General features: G+C 39.3%; 15 protein-coding genes. 11 read left to right on the plus strand and 4 right to left on the minus strand.

Annotation, left to right across the window (positions count from 1 at the left end; all coding sequences use genetic code 11):
• The first annotated feature begins 238 nt into the window (after positions 1-238).
• The gene (gene ftsH2, locus C6N34_RS11990) at positions 239-2,125 is read left to right on the plus strand and encodes an ATP-dependent zinc metalloprotease FtsH2 (RefSeq protein WP_006278637.1); all 1,887 of its coding nucleotides are present in this window, start codon (positions 239-241) and stop codon (positions 2,123-2,125) included.
• A gap of 86 nt (positions 2,126-2,211) precedes the next feature.
• On the opposite strand, the gene C6N34_RS11995 is transcribed toward ftsH2, so the two are convergent.
• Complete coding sequence (locus C6N34_RS11995) at positions 2,212-3,708, minus strand: HlyD family efflux transporter periplasmic adaptor subunit (protein ID WP_006278636.1); 1,497 nt, start codon at positions 3,706-3,708, stop codon at positions 2,212-2,214.
• A 240-nt stretch (positions 3,709-3,948) separates the two neighbouring features.
• On the opposite strand from C6N34_RS11995, the gene C6N34_RS12000 reads away from it, so the two are divergent.
• Entirely contained in the window at positions 3,949-6,060 is a 2,112-nt protein-coding gene (locus tag C6N34_RS12000) for a hydantoinase/oxoprolinase family protein (RefSeq protein WP_057177576.1), read from the plus strand.
• A complete protein-coding gene (locus tag C6N34_RS12005) occupies positions 6,057-7,640 on the plus strand; it encodes a hydantoinase B/oxoprolinase family protein (RefSeq protein ID WP_115538111.1) in 1,584 nt (527 codons plus the stop codon). The genes C6N34_RS12000 and C6N34_RS12005 overlap by 4 nt, the downstream gene beginning before the upstream one ends.
• A 5-nt stretch (positions 7,641-7,645) precedes the next feature.
• On the opposite strand, the gene xth is transcribed toward C6N34_RS12005, so the two are convergent.
• Complete coding sequence (gene xth / locus C6N34_RS12010; RefSeq protein WP_115538112.1) at positions 7,646-8,428, minus strand: exodeoxyribonuclease III; 783 nt, start codon at positions 8,426-8,428, stop codon at positions 7,646-7,648.
• A 469-nt stretch (positions 8,429-8,897) separates the two neighbouring features.
• On the opposite strand from xth, the gene C6N34_RS12015 reads away from it, so the two are divergent.
• The 3 genes from C6N34_RS12015 (at position 8,898) to C6N34_RS12025 (ending at position 12,142) form a co-directional block, all read left to right on the plus strand.
• Positions 8,898-9,092: a hypothetical protein gene (locus C6N34_RS12015; protein WP_072149094.1), complete on the plus strand. Its 195-nt coding sequence runs from the start codon at positions 8,898-8,900 to the stop codon at positions 9,090-9,092.
• Between the two features lie 136 nt (positions 9,093-9,228).
• Positions 9,229-10,587 (plus strand): folate/biopterin family MFS transporter, encoded by a 1,359-nt coding sequence (locus tag C6N34_RS12020; protein WP_115538113.1) that lies wholly within the window; start codon positions 9,229-9,231, stop codon positions 10,585-10,587.
• A gap of 67 nt (positions 10,588-10,654) precedes the next feature.
• Positions 10,655-12,142 carry a carotenoid oxygenase family protein gene (locus C6N34_RS12025; protein WP_115538114.1) on the plus strand — a complete coding sequence of 496 codons (1,488 nt, stop codon included), beginning with the start codon at positions 10,655-10,657 and terminating at the stop codon, positions 12,140-12,142.
• Here the strand turns inward: C6N34_RS12025 and C6N34_RS12030 are convergent.
• Complete coding sequence (locus C6N34_RS12030; protein ID WP_057177581.1) at positions 12,114-13,382, minus strand: glycosyltransferase family 4 protein; 1,269 nt, start codon at positions 13,380-13,382, stop codon at positions 12,114-12,116. The genes C6N34_RS12025 and C6N34_RS12030 overlap by 29 nt on opposite strands.
• Positions 13,383-13,954: 572 nt before the next feature.
• Between C6N34_RS12030 and C6N34_RS12035 the strand changes: the two genes are divergently transcribed.
• The 5 genes from C6N34_RS12035 to C6N34_RS12055 all read left to right on the plus strand — a co-directional run bounded on the left by C6N34_RS12035 (position 13,955) and on the right by C6N34_RS12055 (position 17,352).
• Entirely contained in the window at positions 13,955-14,323 is a 369-nt protein-coding gene (locus C6N34_RS12035; RefSeq protein WP_006278627.1) for a ferredoxin thioredoxin reductase catalytic beta subunit, read from the plus strand.
• Positions 14,324-14,329: 6 nt separating this feature from the next.
• Entirely contained in the window at positions 14,330-14,734 is a 405-nt protein-coding gene (locus tag C6N34_RS12040; RefSeq protein ID WP_006278626.1) for a DUF309 domain-containing protein, read from the plus strand.
• Between the two features lie 73 nt (positions 14,735-14,807).
• A complete protein-coding gene (locus tag C6N34_RS12045) occupies positions 14,808-15,293 on the plus strand; it encodes an LptA/OstA family protein (RefSeq protein WP_040010032.1) in 486 nt (161 codons plus the stop codon).
• A gap of 30 nt (positions 15,294-15,323) precedes the next feature.
• The gene (gene lptB, locus C6N34_RS12050) at positions 15,324-16,052 is read left to right on the plus strand and encodes an LPS export ABC transporter ATP-binding protein (RefSeq protein ID WP_006278624.1); all 729 of its coding nucleotides are present in this window, start codon (positions 15,324-15,326) and stop codon (positions 16,050-16,052) included.
• Between the two features lie 184 nt (positions 16,053-16,236).
• On the plus strand, positions 16,237-17,352 hold the full coding sequence (locus C6N34_RS12055) for an LptF/LptG family permease (RefSeq protein ID WP_040010030.1): 1,116 nt from the start codon (positions 16,237-16,239) through the stop codon (positions 17,350-17,352).
• 10 nt (positions 17,353-17,362) lie between these two features.
• On the opposite strand, the gene C6N34_RS12060 is transcribed toward C6N34_RS12055, so the two are convergent.
• Positions 17,363-21,205: a tetratricopeptide repeat protein gene (locus tag C6N34_RS12060; protein WP_115538115.1), complete on the minus strand. Its 3,843-nt coding sequence runs from the start codon at positions 21,203-21,205 to the stop codon at positions 17,363-17,365.
• Positions 21,206-21,244 lie beyond the last annotated feature (39 nt).

A 21,244-nucleotide genomic window follows, 5' to 3' on the forward strand; every position in this document is an offset into this window, starting at 1 on the left:
ACAGAGTAATAATTTAACAAATTAAATCCCCAACTGTAATTAATCCACATTCCTAGGATTTTCAATTTTCGTTTGATATTTGATATTAGTATGAGAAATATGTTAAATTTAATTAAGATTGCGGGGAAACCTCCCAGATCTAGCTTAGGCAAACTGTGTTGCCATGTCAAATTACAAAATGGATTTATAAGCATCCGTTACAAAATTAGTCATATTAGTACTAGAGGCAAATTAACAGATGAAATTTTCCTGGAGAGTTGTAGCACTTTGGTCAGTATTGGCCCTGGTAATAGGCTTTTTTCTCTGGCAAGGTACATTTGCTGGATCCCCAGGGGATCAAAGCAAAAATGCTGCCAATACCAGAATGACCTACGGACGATTTTTAGAATACCTGGATGCTGATCGTGTAACCAGTGTAGACCTATACGACGGGGGTAGAACAGCTATTATTGAAGCCCTGGATCAGGATATTGAGAACCATGTTCAACGTTGGCGTGTAGATCTCCCCTTCAATGCGCCCGAACTAGTGAACAAACTAAAAGAACATCAAGTCAGTTTTGATGCTCACCCAGTTCGTAACGACGGTGCCATCTGGGGTCTATTAGGCAATTTAGTCTTCCCCGTGTTATTGATTGGCGGTTTATTCTTTTTGTTCCGTCGTTCTAACAACCTTCCTGGGGGACCAGGTCAAGCCATGAGCTTTGGTAAATCTCGTGCTCGTTTCCAAATGGAGGCTAAAACCGGAGTAAAATTTGATGACGTAGCTGGTATTGAAGAAGCTAAAGAAGAATTACAAGAAGTTGTTACCTTCTTAAAGCAACCAGAGAAATTTACTGCAGTAGGGGCGAAAATTCCCAAAGGTGTGTTGCTAGTAGGACCACCGGGAACAGGTAAAACCCTATTAGCAAAAGCAATTGCTGGTGAAGCAGGCGTACCATTCTTTTCTATTTCCGGTTCGGAATTCGTAGAAATGTTTGTGGGTGTGGGAGCTTCCCGAGTTCGTGACCTGTTTAAAAAAGCCAAAGATAACGCCCCTTGTATTATCTTTATAGATGAAATTGATGCTGTAGGTCGTCAACGGGGTGCGGGTATAGGTGGTGGAAATGATGAGCGGGAGCAGACCCTGAACCAATTGTTAACGGAAATGGATGGTTTTGAAGGTAACACTGGCATCATTATTATTGCTGCTACCAACCGTCCTGATGTCCTTGACTCAGCTCTTTTACGTCCTGGACGTTTTGACAGACAGGTGACGGTAGATACACCTGACATTAAAGGGCGGTTAGAAATCTTAGAGGTTCATGCCCGCAACAAGAAACTAGATCAAAGCGTGTCCTTAGAGGCAATTGCCCGTCGAACTCCTGGATTTAGCGGTGCTGACCTAGCCAACTTATTGAATGAAGCGGCCATTTTGACCGCCAGAAGACGCAAAGAAGCAATTACCCTATTAGAAATTGATGATGCGGTTGACCGGGTAGTAGCAGGGATGGAAGGCACTCCTTTAGTAGACAGCAAGAGTAAGCGATTAATTGCCTACCATGAAATAGGACATGCCTTAATAGGTACTTTGTTAAAAGATCATGATCCAGTCCAAAAAGTCACCCTAATTCCCAGAGGACAAGCACAGGGTTTAACCTGGTTTATGCCTAATGAAGAACAAGGATTAATTACCCGTTCTCAACTCAAGGCGAGAATTACAGGTGCTTTAGGAGGGCGTGCAGCTGAGGATGTAATTTTTGGTGCAGCAGAAGTTACTACCGGTGCAGGAAATGATTTACAACAGGTAACTGGTATGGCGCGCCAAATGGTAACACGTTTCGGTATGTCCGAACTTGGTCCCCTATCCCTAGAAAGTCAACAAGGGGAAGTCTTTTTAGGACGTGATTGGACAACCAGATCGGAGTATTCTGAATCTATTGCCGCTCGTATTGACGCACAAGTGAGAACAATTGTAGAAGAGTGTTATGATTTGGCAAAAAACATCATGAAGCAAAATCGTACTCTTACTGATCGTCTAGTAGATCTTTTGATTGAAAAAGAGACTATAGACGGTAATGAGTTCCAGCAAATCGTAGCTGAGTATACTGTTGTTCCCGATAAAACCCAGTTTGTTCCCCAGCTATAAGTAGGGAATTATTTGTAGGATGGGTGGATGTAACCCATCCTAAGATTTTCCTGGGTTGAGTTTAATAACTCAGATTCAATCCCAACTTACCTGACGGAAAAAGCCTCATTGAACCTTCTAGTAATTGGTTCCACAATAAAAGTCAGAATTGATTTTTTGCGAGTCACTATTTCCGCATTTGCCATCATCCCTGGAGTAAACTCCACCTCCTGACCATCCATAGTAATTGAATGCTTATTTAACCTAATCCTAGTGGGAAAAACCAAACCTAATTTTTCATCAACCACCGCATTAGGACTAATTTGTAAAACCTCAGCATCCACCACACCGAATTCTTGAAAAGGGAAAGTTGCCAACTTCACCTTTGCTGACATACCTTGACGAATAAAACCAATATCCCGATTGAGAACTTTTACTTCTAGTAGAATATCTTCTCCTTCGGGTAAAATAGAGAGTAATTCTTCACCGGATTGAACTGGACCCTTAGTGGCTTTGATTTTATAAATTATTCCCGATACTGGGGCCTTAATTATTTCTTTCTCCCTTTGTTTTTTTGCCTGGTCTAATTGTCCAACAATATTGGTCATTTCTTCTCTACGTTTATTTATCTGGGTTAAAATTTCGCTTTGTCTCTCTGATGTTAATCTTAAACTTTGACTTTTAGCGGATTGATAAGTCTGTTGTGCTTGATTAATTTCCTGTTTTTGAGCAGCAATATCTTTTTCTAAAGAGGTCACCCTATCCTGAGCTTCCAGTAATCTGTTTTTAGCATTATTTACCTCATTAACAGCTCTGATAATATCCGTATTTGCCCTATTTACCCTCTCCAAAGCTTCCAGATAATCAACCCTAGGAACTGCACCAGGAGTGAGTAGAGTCCTGAGATTTTCTTCTCTAGTGGTAGCAATTTTCAAATTGCTTTGTATTTGATTACGAATATTTTCTGCATTGACCAAATTGTTTTGGGAATTAACTACACCAGGTTTACTGTTAGCCAGATTTTCTTGTAAGCGACTCAATCTGATTTTTGCTTGCTGAATATTGGCAAGTTGCCGTTTCGCTTCTGCTTCTGCAGACATTTGTTTAGCCTTGTAGTCTGATAACCGAGAATTTAACAACTCGTCTTGTAATTTGGTTCCCGTAGTTTTTGCTCCAGTTCTTTCAGTTTCTAAACGTTGTAAATCTTCCTCAATTAATTTACTGGCCTTTGTTAAACGGTTAATATCAGTTTGTTGAAAATCAGGATTCCTTTCAATTAACACTTGATCCTTATTAACCCGATCTCCTTCCTTGACCTTTACTGCTAAAATAGAACCATTACCCAAGGATGTGACTGGTCTAATTTGAGTAGAAGCGATTAACTCACCCGTTGCAGTTGCGACTTCATCAACTTGAGAAAGGTGAGCCCATAAAATACTGCTAAATACAATTGCACTAATAGTTCCAGCTAATAGTCGGGTATAAATAGGAGGGAGTTCTTGTACTGCTTTACCCAATTCATAAGATAATTTTTCCTCTGGTTTGGCAAAGTTTTCCTTAGTTTGACGAACTTGAACCGCATTGGCCCATGGGGAATATTTCATATATACCAAAAGGGAGAGATAGGACTATAGTTTTTAAAAACAGTTGGTTGATTAACAAAAATCGTCAATTGTTAACATATTCGATGCTAATACAAGTAATGATAAAATGGTGTAGTCTGAACAACAACTTGCCAATGGATTTTACATTTCCATAAAATAGGTTAATCGTTAAAATTCATAGCTGGGTGGTTGACTCCTTGGTCATGGTATTATATAGACAGGAAAATGAGGAAATAAACGGTGTTAAAATTCTTTGCAGACAGAGGTGGAACATTTACAGATATTGTAGCGTTAACCGATAATCAGGACATAATCAATAGATTATTAAACTACCCCCAGAGATTTTTAATTGTTCCCTTACCCGATCAACAATGGGTAATAGTTTATAAATTATTGTCAGAGAATCCCGATCAGTATACAGATGCGGTAATTCAAGGAATTCGTCATATTATGGGAGTTCCCCTCCAACAGAGTATTCCTGGTCAAACTATAGAAGTGATTAAAATGGGAACAACAGTGGCAACAAATGCACTGCTAGAAAGACATGGAGACCGGGTTGTTTTAGTCATTAATAAAGGCTTTAAAGATGCTTTAAGAATTGGTTATCAAAACCGTCCTAACATTTTCGCTCGACAGATAATTTTACCCACCATGCTGTATGAAGCAGTAATTGAAGTAGATGCTAGATATGATGCTCAAGGTAAGGAGTTATTTCCCGTAAATTATCACCAAATTAAATACGACCTACAAACAATTCATCAAACAGGAATTGACAGTTGCGCCATCGTTCTTATGCATGGCGATCGCTATCCCAAACATGAACAAGAAATAGGAAAAATTGCCGAAGAAATTGGATTTACCCAAATTTCCATTTCCCATCAAGTTAGTCCCCTAATGAAACTTGTGAGTCGGGGAGATACAACAGTTGTGGATGCTTATTTAACACCCATATTACGTCGTTATGTCAATCAAGTTTCCAGTCAGGTTCCTGAGGTAAAATTAATGTTTATGAAATCTGATGGTGGGTTAACTGATGCAGAGAAATTTCAAGGTAAAGATAGCATTTTAAGTGGACCTGCTGGTGGTATTGTTGGTGCAGTACAAACTAGTAAAAGAGCGGGATTTAATTTAATCATCACCTTTGATATGGGAGGAACAAGCACAGATGTGGCCCATTTTAAAGGGGAATATGAAAGACAATTAGATTCGGAAATAGCAGGTGCGCGGATGCGAGTTCCCGTCCTAGCGATTAATACCATTGCTGCAGGTGGAGGTTCAATTTTATCTTTTGATGGATCCACCTATCGTGTAGGTCCAGAATCTGCAGGTTCAAATCCCGGACCTGCATCCTACAGACGGGGGGGACCATTAACAGTCACAGACGCTAATATTATGTTGGGGAAGATTCAACCCCAATACTTTCCAGCAGTTTTTGGAAATGATGGTCAATTACCTTTGGATAGGGAAATAGTGCTGGAGAAGTTTACAAACTTGACCCAGAATATGACATTAACTACAGGAAAATCCTTTTCTCCTCCACAGGTAGCATCAGGATTTATTGCTATTGCTGTGGAAAATATGGCTAATGCCATTAAAAAAATTAGTCTACAACGGGGTTATGATATTAGCGAATATGTATTATGTTGTTTTGGAGGTGCAGGTGGACAGGTAGCTTGTTTAATTGCGGATACTTTAGGAATGAAAAAGATATTTTTGCATCCCTTTGCTGGTGTATTGTCAGCTTATGGAATGGGTTTAGCTGATGTGAGAGCTACCAGAGTCACCGGAGTAGAAAAACCCTTGAATCAGTCCTTAATTCCCCAATTACAGGAATTAGTTACCCGTTTAGAAATTTCCGCCAATCAAGAATTAAATCCAGCAGAAAATCAGGTAAATCATTTGTCAGTCAGGGTGATTAAAAACCTTAACCTCAAGTATGAGGGAACTAATTCTACCTTATCCGTCGATTTTAGAAACGATATAGAATTAATACAGCAGCAATTTGCCAGGGAACACAAATCAAGATATGGGTTTATTCAGCCAGAAAAAACCTTAATTGTGGAATCTATTTTTGTCGAGGTGATTCAACAGATGGACACACCAGAAGAACCCATCATTTCCCGTCAACTTCCCCAGGGGCAAATTCCCCAACCTTTAGAAGTAGTTGAGCTATTTACCGCCAATAGATGGTGGTATACTCCAGTTTATAGAAGAGAAGATTTACAACCGGGAGATATTATCCCAGGTACTGCTATTATTGTGGAGAAAATCAGCACCATTGTGGTTGAACCCAATTGGCAAGTAAAATTAACCGAACGTAATCATTTAATCTTGGAAAGAGCAGAAAGATGAAAAAACTATATGATCATATTCAGCCAGATCCAGTTCGCTTAGAAATTTTTAAAAATCTCTATCAATTCATTGCCGAACAAATGGGAATAGTCCTGCAAAACACAGCTGTATCAGTTAATATTAAGGAACGTCTGGATTTTTCCTGCGCTATTTTTGACAGTTCTGGTTTATTAGTTGCTAACGCTCCTCATATTCCTGTGCATTTAGGTTCCATGAGTGAAAGCGTGCGCTGTTTAATTAATGATTTGGGAACTACAATTAAACCAGGCAATGTTTATCTATCCAATAATCCCTACAATGGGGGAACCCATTTACCTGATGTTACTGCTATCACGCCCATATTTTTACCCCCATTTTCAAATATGTTTTTAAAAACTGGGCAAGACTCTCCCCTATTTTTTGTTGCATCCCGAGGACACCAATCAGATATCGGTGGTATTACCCCCGGATCCATGCCTCCCCATAGTACGGATATTACCCAAGAAGGGATTATTTTTGATAATTTTCTCCTGGTTCAGGAAGGAGAGCTACAAGAAACCTCTGTGAGAAATTATCTGTTAAATCATCCCTATCCCAGTCGCAATCCTGAGCAAAATATAGCAGATTTTAAAGCTCAAATTGCCGCTAACGCCAGGGGAAGCCAAGAATTAATAAAAATGGTTGATCACTATGGGCTGGAAACTGTAAAAGTTTATATGCAGTTTGTACAAGATAATGCGGAAGAATCAGTAAGAAGAACTATCAATGTTTTAAAAAATGGATCCTTTACATATGTCATGGATAGTGGGGCAAAAATTCAAGTTCAAGTCACTATTAATCGGGAAAATCGCACAGCTAAAATTGATTTTACGGGCACATCACCACAATTAAAGAGTAATTTTAATGCACCTAAAGCTGTAACCCAAGCAGCAGTATTATATGTCTTTAGAACTCTGGTAGATGACAATATTCCTCTTAATGCTGGCTGTCTCAAACCTTTAGAAATTATTATTCCTCAAGGTTGTATGCTAAATCCCACCTATCCTGCAGCAGTAGTAGCAGGAAATGTGGAAACATCACAAACTATTGTTGATGCTTTATATGGTGCCCTAGGTGTAATGGCTGCTTCCCAAGGAACTATGAATAATTTCACTTTTGGCAATGAAAAATATCAATATTATGAAACTATTTGTGGTGGTTCCGGAGCAGGTATGGACTTTGATGGCACAGATGCAGTTCACACTCACATGACTAATTCCCTACTTACCGATCCAGAAGTGCTAGAAACCCGTTATCCGGTAATAGTGGAAAGTTTTACTATCCGTGAGAATAGTGGGGGTAAAGGAAAATATTCCGGGGGTAATGGGGTGGTCAGAAAAATCAAATTTCTGGAATCCATGACGGCAAATATTCTTTCTGGTCATCGTTTAGTCCCCCCCTTTGGATTAAATGGTGGAGCACCAGGAAAGGTGGGAAACAACTGGATACAACGTGAAAATGGCATCCAAGAGGTTTTAGATAGCACTGCTACCGCAGAAATGCAACCAGGAGATATTTTTGTCATAGAAACTCCTGGTGGTGGTGGATTTCAGGAGCAATAAACCCACTAAACTTCCACTATCACGGGTGCATGATCACTAGGCTGTTCTAGCTTTCTAGGACTAATATCAATAAAGCAACTTTTAGCTTGTTTATAAAGTACATCTGTTAAGTAGTGATGGTCTATTCTCCACCCCGAGTTTCTTTTAAAAGCTCCAGTACGATAGTCCCACCAACTATAATTACCCCCCTGGGAATTAAACTTGCGAAACCCATCCCCAAAACCCAGTTTCAAAATCTCTCTTAAAGCTTGTCTCTCTGGTAAGGATGCCATAATCTGATTTTCTGTATCTACCTGTTTATAAATGTCTATATCTTCTAGTGCAATGTTAAAATCACCACACATAATAATATCAGAATTACACTTCAGCAAAACCTCCAGGTATGTTTTTAATACTGCTAACCACTGCAATTTATATTGATATTTCTCACTTCCCACTGCTGAACCATTAGGAACATACAGATTAATAATCCTTACTTCATCTACAATACCCGTGATTACTCTTTTCTGGTCATCCCACTTAGGTTCCAGATTTTCCAGGACTTGACAAAACCCTGTACTTACACTTTTCATTGGCTGGCGACTAATTAATGCTACACCATTGTAAGCCTTCTGTCCATAAATATAAGTGTTATAGCCCATGTCATGAAATACAGTTAGGGGAAAATCCGTGTCTATGACTTTGGTTTCCTGTAGACACAGAACATCAACGTTATTTTCCCCTAACCAGCTAATAACCTGTCCTAGACGAGTACGAATTGAATTGACATTCCAAGTGGCAATTTTCATGAGCAGATTTAGCAATAGTTATACAAACAGAGAATTTGAGAATATTGAATATTAATTTAATTATTATAGTATGGGGAGTTACAAAATCTGAAAATTGTCAATTGCAACAAATATACTCCTACACTTATGATCCCCAAGACAGATGAAACGACTATATACTAGTCTATAATAACAATGGTTATATTTATTGTCTATATACTGTTATTTCAACCCAACTTGTTTGTGGAAATTAGAAAAGTTAATTTAAATTGAAAAAAACTCAGTAGAAATTTCTTTCCTCTTAAAATTCCTCTAAGTGAGGTTGGAACTGCTAACAGGATATGTCAAATCAAATTACCACTATATACAAAAGCAGTTGTGACTAACCAACTAATTGCTCGGGCAAGTTAGTGAACACTAAATTAACAAAGGATCCATTTAACTTGACTAAGTTTTTCTCTAAGCATAAAAATTTTAGGAGGATATTGACATGAGTAATAGAGCCAATACATGCCCCTGCTGTGGCGGGTCCGTTTTGCGGCATATTCGTCACAGCGAACTGTACTGGTTTTGCCCATCCTGTCGTCAAGAAGTACCGCTACTAACCATAAGTCGCATATCAGGTCAATTGGAAAATGCCCACACTACCTCTATCAAATCCTCCACTGTTACATCGTTGGAGTAATAGCTGGCTAAAACCCTGTAGATATGATGGCTAAGGCTATATTCTTGTTGCCAAAAAGGCAAATCGGGATACAGAAGGTATCATATAATGAGGAAATGGATCTAAATTTTTACAAAACTTAACACTATCTGATCACATGCTGATTAACTCTTCTGGCCTTTCCAAGCTTAAAGAATCAATTGATAATTCAATCACCGAGAAGATTTTTTTAGGACATAAACCCGGGCCAGAACTAATTGCTATTCTAGCAGTCTATCTTGTCCAGGGCGCCTTGGGATTGTCTCGTCTTTCAGTGAGTTTTTTCCTCAAAGATGAATTACAGCTAAGTCCGGTAGAAGTTTCAGCCATTCTAGGTATAGTTACTCTACCTTGGATGATTAAACCATTATTTGGCTTTGTTTCTGATACTTTTCCCATATTTGGCTACCGTCGTCGTCCCTATCTAGTCCTATCTGGGATTCTAGGTGCTGCTAGTTGGTTAGCCTTAGCAACATTAGTAGATAGCAGCTGGAAAGCAACAATAACAGTCACCTTATCTTCTTTAGCTATTGCTGTCAGCGATGTGATAGTTGATTCCTTGGTTGTTGAACGTGCCAGGTTAGAATCTCAGGCCAAGGCTGGTTCTCTCCAATCCCTGTGTTGGGGAGCCAATGCCTTGGGCAGTTTTTTAACAGCCTATTTCAGCGGACTAGTATTAGAGTATTTTACTACAAAGACAGTGTTTTTAATTACTGCGTTATTCCCCTTGCTTATCTCCCTAGTTGCCTGGTTTATTGCCGAAACATCGGTTTATCAAGAAGACTCACAGCAAGATAGGAGCAAGTCAGTGAGTATTAGAACTCAGACTAATCAACTTCTACAAGCTTTTCGCACTAGGGCAGTTTTACTACCAACCCTATTTATTTTTATCTGGCAATGTACTCCCAGTGGAGAATCAGCTTATTTCTACTTCTTTACCAACGAGCTGCATTTCCAACCGGAGTTTTTAGGTAGGATACATCTGTTTACTAGTTTAGCTTCTTTAGTTGGTATTTGGATTTTCCAACGATTTCTTAAAAACGTTCCATTTCAGAGTATTTTTACCTGGAGCATTATTATATCCGTATTATTAAGAATGACTATGTTAATGCTAATTACACATACCAATAGAGCTTTAGGGATAAATGATAGATGGTTTAGTTTGGGAGATAGCTTAATTATTGCAGCCATGGGACAAATTGCATTTATGCCTACCATGATATTAGCAGCTAGAATTTGTCCCCTGGGAATAGAAGCAACACTCTTTGCAGTATTGATGTCAGTATTTAACCTAGGTGGATTGGTTTCCAGAGAATCCGGAGCTTTAATTATGTACTGGTTAGGAATAACAGAGAGCAATTTTGACAGTTTGTGGTTGCTACTAGTAATAACTAACTTGATTGCCTTACTACCAATGTTATTTGTCAAACTTTTGCCCGGTAAGGAGGAAATGGAATATGGAGTGGTGGTCAAATAGGTTTCCCCCAAATTAGTCCTACCAGTGTTACAATAGTAGATGAAACTTAATATCAATTGATAAAAACATGCAATCCATAGATATACCTACTCAGCAAAATTTAGAAAAATCCTATACTCGCGAAGATTGGCAACAGGGATATGAGTCCCTGAAAGAAGAGTATGACTATTGGATTGACGAGGTAGAAGGTGAAATACCCAAGGAGCTGGAAGGGACAGTTTTTAAAAATGGTCCTGGGTTATTAGATATCAACGGACAAAGAATACATCATCCCTTTGATGGTGATGGAATGATTAGTCAAATTATATTTAGTGAAGGTCGAGCCCACTTCCGAAATCGATTTGTACAGACTGAGGGTTATTTAGCGGAAAAGAAAGCGGGTAGAATTCTTTATCGCGGAGTATTTGGGACTCAAAAACCTGGTGGTTGGTTAGCTAATATACTGGACTTTAAAACCAAGAATATTGCTAATACAAATGTTATTTACTGGGGTAAAAAACTACTGGCATTGTGGGAAGCAGCGGAACCTTATTCATTAAATCCTTACACCTTAGAAACCTTGGGCAAAGAATATTTTAATCATGGTTTATCATCAGGAGAAGCTTTCAGTGCCCATCCCCGGGTAGATCCCCAGGGCAAACTAGTTAACTTTGCCATTGAACCAGGAATAAAAACAAAGATTACAATTTTTGAACTCAATCAAGATGCTGAAGTGGTAAGTAAGCAAAATCATAAAATTGATGGTTTTTGCTTTATTCATGATTTTGTTATCACCGAAAATTATTGTATTTTCTTCCAAAACCCCCTCAGTTTTAACCCCATTCCTTTTGCCTTAGGAAAAGTTGGTGCAGCACAATGTATTAAACCGGAAAAAAATCTCCCCACCAAAATTATTCTCATTCCCCGTCAGCATAGTCCCATGGTATGTTCGGGAGTAAAGGTTTTAGAAACCACAGCTGGGTTTATTTTTCACCATGCTAATGGTTTTGAAATAGACAATAAAGTTATTGTTGATTCTATCTGTTATGATTCCTTAGCCTTAACAGACATTGAAACCAATCAAGATTATCGACAAACAAACTTTGATGCGATCGCCCCTGGAAAGTTATGGAGATTTGAGCTAGATTTATTGTCAGAAACAGTGACAGCCAAATTAATAAATGACCGCGCCTGTGAATTTCCTGCTATTCATCCGGATCACGTAAGCAGACCCTACCGTTATTTATACATGAGCGCTGCTCATAATCCCCGGGGAAATGCTCCTTTACAAGCCATTTTAAAAATTGATTTAGAGTTGGGGAAACAAGAGATTTGGAGTGCTGCACCCAGGGGTTTTATGGGTGAGCCAATCTTTATTCCCCATCCCCATGGTCAACAAGAAGATGCAGGATGGATTGTAGGCTTGGTTTATAATGCAGAACATCACCGTTCATATATGGTAATTTTAGATGCTAGTGACCTAAAAAAGGGAACAATAGCTAAATTACATTTAAAGCATCATATTCCCCATGCACTACATGGTAGTTTCACAAGGGATGTGTTAGTGAACCGATAATCATCCTATCTAACACCTGAGTATAAACTGTGTTTAGTTGACTGGCCACACCCTCCCAACTAAACTTTTCTACAACTCTCTTACTACCAGCTAAACCTAATTTATCTCGCCATTGAGGATTACCAATAATCCTATCAATAGCATAGCTAAAAGCTGTTACGTCTTGAACGGGAGCCAGTAAACCTGTGTTCTCACTTACTACGGTAAATTGCAGCCCTCCCACGTCACTAGCTATCACTGGTGTACCACATGCCATGGATTCCAAGGCTACTAGACCAAAGGGTTCATAATGACTCGGTATGACACAAACATCAGCCGCAGAATAGTAGTAAGGTAGTATGTCCCTTTTTAACAAACCGGGAAAAAGTGTATATTCCACCATTCCTAGTTCCCGGACAATTCCCTCAATGCGATCGCGTTCCTTCCCGTCGCTATTACCTGGTGTACTCCCACCACCAATAATCAGTTTCAGGTTTTGGTCTCCAAAAAACCTTGACTCTCGCACTGCGCGAACCAGAGTTTCTATTCCTTTACGAGGGTCAAATCTCCCCACATAGAGCACAACCTTGGCCTTCTTGTCAATGCCTAATGTATCTCTAGCCACCCCTCTATCCACACAATTAAACCGGCGAACATTTGTACCACAGGGAATAACTGTAATGTTACCTTTCCTACTGATCAAAGTTCTCATTTGTTCTTCTTCTTGGGGACTCGTGGCTATAATCACTTCCGCTTTTTCCAACACCTCTTTTTCCACTGCCAACCTTTGATTGGCAATGGGTGGAATGTTTTCTATAGTGTTATATTTGACTACTCCTAGGGAATGATATGTGTGAATCTGTTTAGTTCCTTGAATCTGTCTCAATTGGAGTCCCACCCAGCTGGATAGCCAGTAGTTGGTGTGAACTAGTTCATATTTAAAACCGCTTTCTTTCTGAAATTTTAATAGCTGTTCTACAAATTCTCGTAAATATTGAAAACCATGGTCTCTGGAAACAAATTCCACTGGTCCTGCTGTCAATCTAATTGTTCGACAATGGGAATTATGTTGTACAATATTCTCCTGGTCAGGACTGACTTTACGACTGAACATATCAACTTGCCATCCTAGCTGGGATAGTGCTTCACCTACCTGGCGAACATAAACATTTTGTCCCCCGGCCTCTTCTTTGCCAATTTCTATCGCCGGATCACCATGGACGGAAATCAGGGCAATCCTTTTATTAGTTGTAGAGTTCATAGATACTTGGTGTATGTTATCACAGGGTAGTATGGTATGCCATCCAGGCTGACCTGAATTTTAAAACTTGGTCTTCTTTGTTGATTTTAATACAAAAATCACATTCTGACCGGTTATTATCTTTCTATGATGATTGATCTTATATATCATCAGCAGTTTTTTTACTTATGGTAAAAACCTCCTGTGACTCCGATTAAATCATTTATTCGGCTTATGTTACAACTCCCTTTTGGTTAAGCAAAAGTTAAGTTGAGGTTAAACAGTAAAACCTAAACAGTTTTATTTTTTGGTTTGGCAATTTTTAGTTTTTTAAAAATGAACCTAACTTCCGATCCTATAAAAAAAAATAGCAAAATTCTGTTACATACAATACTAATTTAGTAAATCTTACCAGCAAGTAATCCGGATTCCGCGTAATTTCGGTTTTTTGAATAATTTTGATGATAATTTCGATACAAAGTAGTCTAAATCTTAGGTCGCGATTATGATTATGAATAGCTGGACAAACCAAAAACTTATCCCTAGCTACTGTACAATACAAGAAAATATTTAAATTATCAAAGCTGATTCCGATGACCAACTCAGAAGTTAACACAAAATCCAGTGATAAGAGCTTAGAAGCAATGCGGCACTTTTCAGAACAGTACGCCAAACGGACTGGAACATACTTTTGTTCAGAACCATCCGTGACAGCAGTGGTCATTGAAGGTTTAGCCAAGCACAAAGATGATTTAGGTGCACCATTGTGTCCCTGTCGTCATTATGAAGACAAAGAAGCGGAAGTTAGCGCCGCCTATTGGAATTGTCCTTGTGTACCAATGCGGGAGCGCAAAGAATGCCACTGTATGCTTTTCCTTACTTCTGACAACGAATTTGCCGGGAAAAACTTACAAGAAATTTCCATGGCAACCATTAAAGAAGTACGAGACAGTATGGGATAGTTCCCGATGAATGGAAATCAACCAGAAGAATTTTGGTTAGGTGTAGAACAGTTCAATGCTGGACAGTTCTACGCTTGTCATGATACCCTAGAAGCACTGTGGATAGAAGCAACAGAACCAGAAAAAACCCTCTATCAGGGAATTTTGCAAATTGCCGTGGCCTTATATCATCTGGAAAATAGCAACTTGCGAGGAGCAATGATCCTATTGGGTGAGGGTACGAATCGTTTGCGTCGTTTGGCTGATGATAACAATTATGGGATTAATTTGTGGCAACTTTTAATTGATAGTGTGAACTTTTTAAAAGTCATTCAGCAGGAAAAACCAGAAGAGGTTTCAACCATGACCTTGCCTAAGATTGTCAGGTCAAATCCCCTAGGCACCGATTTCAAAGTTAGCAAAACTCCATAGTTGAGAAACTTTAATCAGCGGAAAACGTCGAATGTTTCGTTGCACTTACAATCAACTTTTATCATGTCCACCTATGCTCAAATCACAAATGCACCGTCTGGGACTGGCTATAATGCTCCCTGTAACTATCATTACGGTTACCCTAACTGGTAAGCTATCCACCGCCCAATCTTCCGGGGGAAATCGCCCATTGACCATCCGTGCTGACATTCAAGAGTATGATGCTAAAACTCAGGTGATTACTGCCCGTGGTAATGTGCAGATGCTCTATCCTGCTCGTCAAATTCAAGCAACTGCTGCCCAAGCCCAATATTTTAGTAAGGAACGCCGGATAGACTTTAGCGGTAATGTATATATTTTACAGCAAGGTAATAATAGTATAAGAGCTGAAAAGGTTACCTATCTCATTGATGAGGGACGATTTATCGCCCTACCCCAATCTAACCGTCAGGTGGAATCAATTTATATGATAGAGGATGATGATTTGAGTCAACCAACTAGTAGACCAACAACCAAACCAACTCCTAAGCAAGGTTCTAAAACTCGGTCTCCCCTCTAATTACTATTAATCATTGCAAGAGCAGCGATAGTGAAAATCTTTCTGGAAAATATTCACAAGTCTTACAGTAAAAGAGTTATTGTCAATCGTGTTAGTCTTTCTGTATCTCAAGGTGAAATAGTTGGTTTGTTAGGACCCAATGGTGCTGGTAAAACCACAACATTTTACATTGCTACGGGTTTAGAAAAACCAGATCAGGGCAAGGTATGGTTAGATGAACTAGATATTACTTCCATGGCCATGCACAAAAGAGCTAGATTGGGTCTTGGCTATCTTGCACAGGAAGCGAGCATTTTTCGTCAACTATCTGTCAAAGAAAATATACTTTTAGTTCTAGAGCAAACTAATGTGCCAAGGCGAGAATGGTCTAGTAGACTACGAGAACTATTAACAGAATTTCGCCTGCAAAAAGTTGTTAATAGTAAGGGTATTCAACTTTCTGGGGGTGAAAGACGACGTACAGAGTTAGCTAGAGCTTTAGCAGCGGGTAGGGAGGGTCCGAAATTTCTGTTTTTGGACGAACCCTTTGCTGGGGTTGACCCCATCGCAGTGGCAGAAATTCAGCAAATTGTTGCCCGATTGAGAGAGCGTGGTATGGGTATTTTAATCACTGACCACAATGTTAGAGAAACCCTGGCCATTACTGACAGAGCTTATATCATGCGGGAAGGACAAATCTTAGCCTTTGGCATTGCTGATGAACTATACAATAATCCTCTTGTGCGTCAATACTATTTAGGAAATCACTTTCTCCTTTAGAAACAATTAAGTAGGGAGGCACAATTATTTGTAGGTTGAGTTTAATACGAAACCCAACAAATATGATAATAATTTATTGACTTTTCATATCTGCGCCCAATTTTGTCGGTTAGGTTGAGGAACGAACCATCATATGCAGACCAAACCATTTTACACGATTAACTCCCTGATGCCATTTTCTATTATGGATCGCTACTTGGCGATGCAGCTACTACCCATCTTTCTATTTGGTGTTGGTGCTTTTACTTCCGTAGTCTTAGCCATTGACAGTTTATTTGAGTTGTTGCGCAAAGTAGTAGAATCCGGACTACCAATTAACATTGCATTAAAAGTGTTTGTGCTGAAATTGCCCTACGTCATGGTTTATTCCTTTCCCATGTCTACTTTACTAGCAACTTTAATGACTTATAGCAAGTTATCCAGTGACAGTGAACTGATAGCTTTAAGAGGATGTGGTGTGAGCGTGTATCGAATAGTCCTAACAGCAGTTTTGCTGAGTGGTTTAGTTACTGGAATGACCTATATATTTAATGAATATATTTCCCCCGCAGCCAATTATGAAGCTAGTGTTACTCTAGAAAGGGCCTTAAAATCAGATCAACCATCATTTAAACAACAGAATATTTATTATCCAGAATATCGAGAAGAAAAAACAAAAGATGGCGGTAGTAGTAGACTATTGGCGCGCTTATTTTATGCTGATGAATTTGATGGCAAAAAAATGAAAGGACTGACAATTATTGATCGTTCTCAAGCGGGAGTAAATCAAATTGTTGTATCTGAATCTGCCCAATGGAATGCATATAAACAAGTTTGGGACTTTTATAATGGCACTATTTATTTAGTTGCTCCTGATCGTTCTTATCGAAATATTTTGCGTTTTGAACATCAGCAATTACAATTGCCTAGCACACCCTTAATTGTGGCTAAAAATAGTCGAGACTATGAAGAAATGAACATTGCCCAATCATTACAACAACTAGAAATAGAAAAGTTAGCAGGTAATCCCCAAAGAATTAAAAAATTGGAGGTCAGAATCCAACAAAAAATAGCCTTCCCCTTCATTTGTATAATTTTTGGTTTAGTTGGTTCAGCTATGGGAACCATCCCCCAACGCACTGGTAGAGGAAGGAGTTTTGGTGTCAGCATTATAGTCATTTTTATTTATTATTTATTACTATCTGTTTGTGGAGCTTTAGCACAAGCAGAAATTTTGTCTCCCTTTGTAGGTGCATGGTTACCCAATCTGTGTGGGTTAGGGATGGGAATTTTAATTCTTATGCAATTTTCCCAAAAGTAGATGGGGATGTTTAACGATTGGGGTTTGAGCAAACAACCCGGAAACCCAAATTGTTCTTGTCAGAGAGATGACGATTACGGGAACCAGAACGACAGTGTTTAGCAGAATCACACCAAGAACCACCACGTAACAGATGGCCGCGAAAAACACCAAAAATTCCCTTCTCAACCCATGGACTACCATCCTTTGGTATATCTTGGTAGTGATCACGCCAATGATCTAAACACCATTCCCAAACGTTCCCGTGCATATCGTATAATCCAAATGGGTTGGGAGGGAAACTTCCCACCTCCGTAGTTTGTTTGCGATATTGTCCTTGAGGTGCTAAACTATCCCCATGGTCTCCATGATAGTTGACCAGATCTGTTGTAATGGTGTCACCAAAATGAAATTCTGTGCTGGTTCCCCCCCTACAAGCATATTCCCACTGTGCTTCACTAGGTAAGGTGTATATCCTTCCAGTAATCTGACTGAGTTCTTCGCAGAAATCAAGTGCTTGACTCCACTTTACCCTTTCTACTGGGCGTTTGTCACCCTTGAAATAAGAAGGGTTATCTCCCGTAACAGCTTGATATTGTTCCTGTGTTATCTCGTATTTTCCCATGAAAAAACTGGGTATTGTGACTAAATGTTCAGCAATCCCCTCCGCATTTCCCCGATTTTCAGCTGACTTGATGGTAAATGTCCCTCCTGGAATTTCTACCATTTCTAAGGTGATATCATCACCTAAATCCTCCACAAAGTATATCGCACTAGCGTCACGTTTGATTATCTCTCCGGAATTTTTCTTACTAACTACTTCAAAGCTTAGGATCTTTAAGTTAAGGTAATTACGGAGTTTAATGGTCAGTGTTAATCCTCCCTTCTCCCAAAACTTGAGGTTTTCCTTTAGGTCTAAACTACCAAGACTTAAAGCTCGGTTAAAATCCTCTATTGCTCCCTGTCTGTCTCCCAATTCGTAGCGAATGTTCCCTCGTATGTTATACGCTTCAACATAATTGGAGTTAATCTTCAAAGCTTGATTAAAATCCTCTATTGCTCCCTGTCTATCCCCTAATTTATAGCAAACAATTGCTCGATTGTTGTATGCTTCTGCATAATAAGGATTTATTTGGAGAGCTTGACTAAAATCATCTTTAGCCCATTCCCTATCTCCCAAATCTGTGTATGCAACTCCCCGATTGTTGTATGCTTGAGCGTAATTGGGATTAATGTTTAAAGCCTGATTAAAATCTTCTATGGCTTTTTGTCTATTTCCCAATTCATAGCGTGCATATCCTCTATTAATATATGATTCTGTATAATTAGAGGCAATTATAGTAGCTTGAGTAAAATCTTCTATAGCCAATTGCCTCTCGCCCAAACAAATACGCACAATTCCCCTATTGTTATAGGCTTGGGCATAGTTGGAGTTAATATTAAGAGCGTGATTGAAATCCTCTATTGCTCCCCGATTATCCCTCAACTCATAGCGAACAATTCCCCTATTGTTATAAGCTTGGGCATAGTTGGAATTAATATTAAGAGCATGATTGAAATCCCCTATTGCTCCCTGGTGATCTCCCAGCTCATAGCGAACAATTCCCCGATTGTTATAAGCATCAGCATAACTAGGGTCAATATCCAGACCATGATTGAAATCATTTATCGCCCCTTGGCTATCTCCTAACTTATAAAGAGCAGTTCCTCTACCAATATAGGCATCAGCACAATTAGACTTAATTTCTAGAGCTTGAGTGTAATCATCTATTGCTCTCTGGTAGTTTGCTAAATCATAGTAAGCAATCCCCCGATTATAGTAGGCATCAGCATAATCAGGACTAATATTAATGGCTTCCGTATAATCATCTATTGCCGTTTGATAGTCTGCCATATGACTACGAACAATTCCTCGATTGTTATATACGTAAGCATAATCAGGATTAAGATTCAGGGCCTGGGTATAATCATCTATTGCTCCCTGGTTGTCTCCCAACTCACTTCGGGTCAGTCCCCGTGCAATGTAGGTTTCAGTATCATCAGGGTTAATATTGAGTGCTTGAGTATAATCATTTATCGCCCCTTGTTTATCTCCCAGTTCGCTACGAAGCATTCCCCAAGCGTAGTAGGCTTGAGCATAATTAGGATTAATATTAATAGCTTGAGTATAATCATCTACCGCTCCTTGTTTATCTCCTAAGCTAGTGCGAGCAATTCCTCGGTTGTAGTAGGCTTGAGCATAGTTAGGATTAAGACTCAAGCTCTGGGTATAATCATCTATTGCTCCTTGTTTATCTCCTAGGTTAAAACGAGCAATTCCCCGACCGTAGTAGGCTTGAGCATAATTAGGATTAATATTAATGGCTTGGGTATAATCATCTATTGCTCCCTGGTTGTCTTCTAAATTAATGCGGGTAGTTCCCCAATTATAATAGGCTTCAGTATAGTTATAATCAACTCTGAGAGCTTGAATGTAATCATCTATTGCTCCTTGATAATCTCCCAAGTAAGTACGAATAGCTCCCCGATTATTATATGCTTCGGCATAATTAGGATTAATTCTGATAGCTTGGGTGTAATCATCCATGGCCGCCTTGTTAGAACCCAGGTCACTACGAATTATGCCCCGGTTGTAATAGGCACTAGCAAACTTAGGATTAAGATTCAAGCTCTGGGTATAGTCGTCTATTGCTCCCTGCTTATCTCCTAATTGACTGCGAGCAACACCTCGATTATGGTACGCTTGGGCATAATTAGGATTAATTCTAATTGCCTGGCTAAAATCATTGATAGCTTCTTGATGGTTTCCTAAGTCACAGTAAACAAGTCCTCTAGCAGCATAACCATCAGCAAAGTGGGAATTAATCCTGATAACCTGATTAAAATCATCTATTGCTCCCTGCTTATCCCCTAAATCATATCGAGCAAGTCCCCGTCTAGTATAAGCATCAAAAAAAGCAGAATTAAGGTGAAGAGCTTGGTTGAAATCATCTATTGCTTTTTCAAGATACCCCATATCACTATGAGTGACTCCGCGACTATAAGCAGCTAAAGCCAGATTAGGGTTAATATCAAGAGCTTGGTTAAAATCCTCTATTGCTCCTTGCCCATCCCCCAAATTGCTGCGGGCAATTCCCCGCTCCATATATGCCTGAGCTAGGTTAGAATTAATACTTATGGACTGGGTAAAATCATTTATTGCCCCCCGATGGTCTCCTAAGTCGCTGCGGGCAATTCCTCGACAAAGGTAGGTATGGGCATCCTCTTCCAGGTCAATTTCTAAAACCGCCTGATTGCCTAGGGAAATAATAGTGTCAGTCTGTCTTGGTGATAGGGTACTACAGACAGCCTGCATTTGCGCTAAATGAACTGAAAATTTAGGTAATGCCTGTTCAAATTCAGTTTCTATATGTTGCAATATTTCTAACTCTGCCCCATAATCAACTGAACTAGAAGGAGATATAAAAGGATTGGGGGTAAAAGTAGTGTTTCCACCAAATGTGCGATGAAACCAGATAGCTAACTCCCTAGCTATCTTTAATATAGTCAAAGCCTGACTAGAATCACTAGTATACTCATAGGCTGCTCTATCACTAACAACCCTAACTTGATGGAATAGAAGGGCTACCTTTTGTGGTAGAATTCCCTTTAGCTCTAATTGGTTCAATAGGTCTGCTTGGTTTTCAACAGTGGAATGGAAATTTCCCGTTCTAGCAGCAATTAATTGAGCCAAGAGTTGGCCAAAGTAGCACAATTTAACCAGACAAGTGTTGGGTTGATTCCACACATAGCCCTCAGCCAAAATACCAAGACGTACTAACTGTTGTAAATCCTGCGGTTGTAAAAACTGGAAGTTGACTGATTCTTTTGTCATAACTCAATTTGACCACTGTGACACAAAATTAATGGTAGT

It is taken from the genome of Cylindrospermopsis raciborskii Cr2010 (assembly GCF_003367075.2).
In the GTDB taxonomy this organism is placed as follows: domain Bacteria; phylum Cyanobacteriota; class Cyanobacteriia; order Cyanobacteriales; family Nostocaceae; genus Raphidiopsis; species Raphidiopsis raciborskii.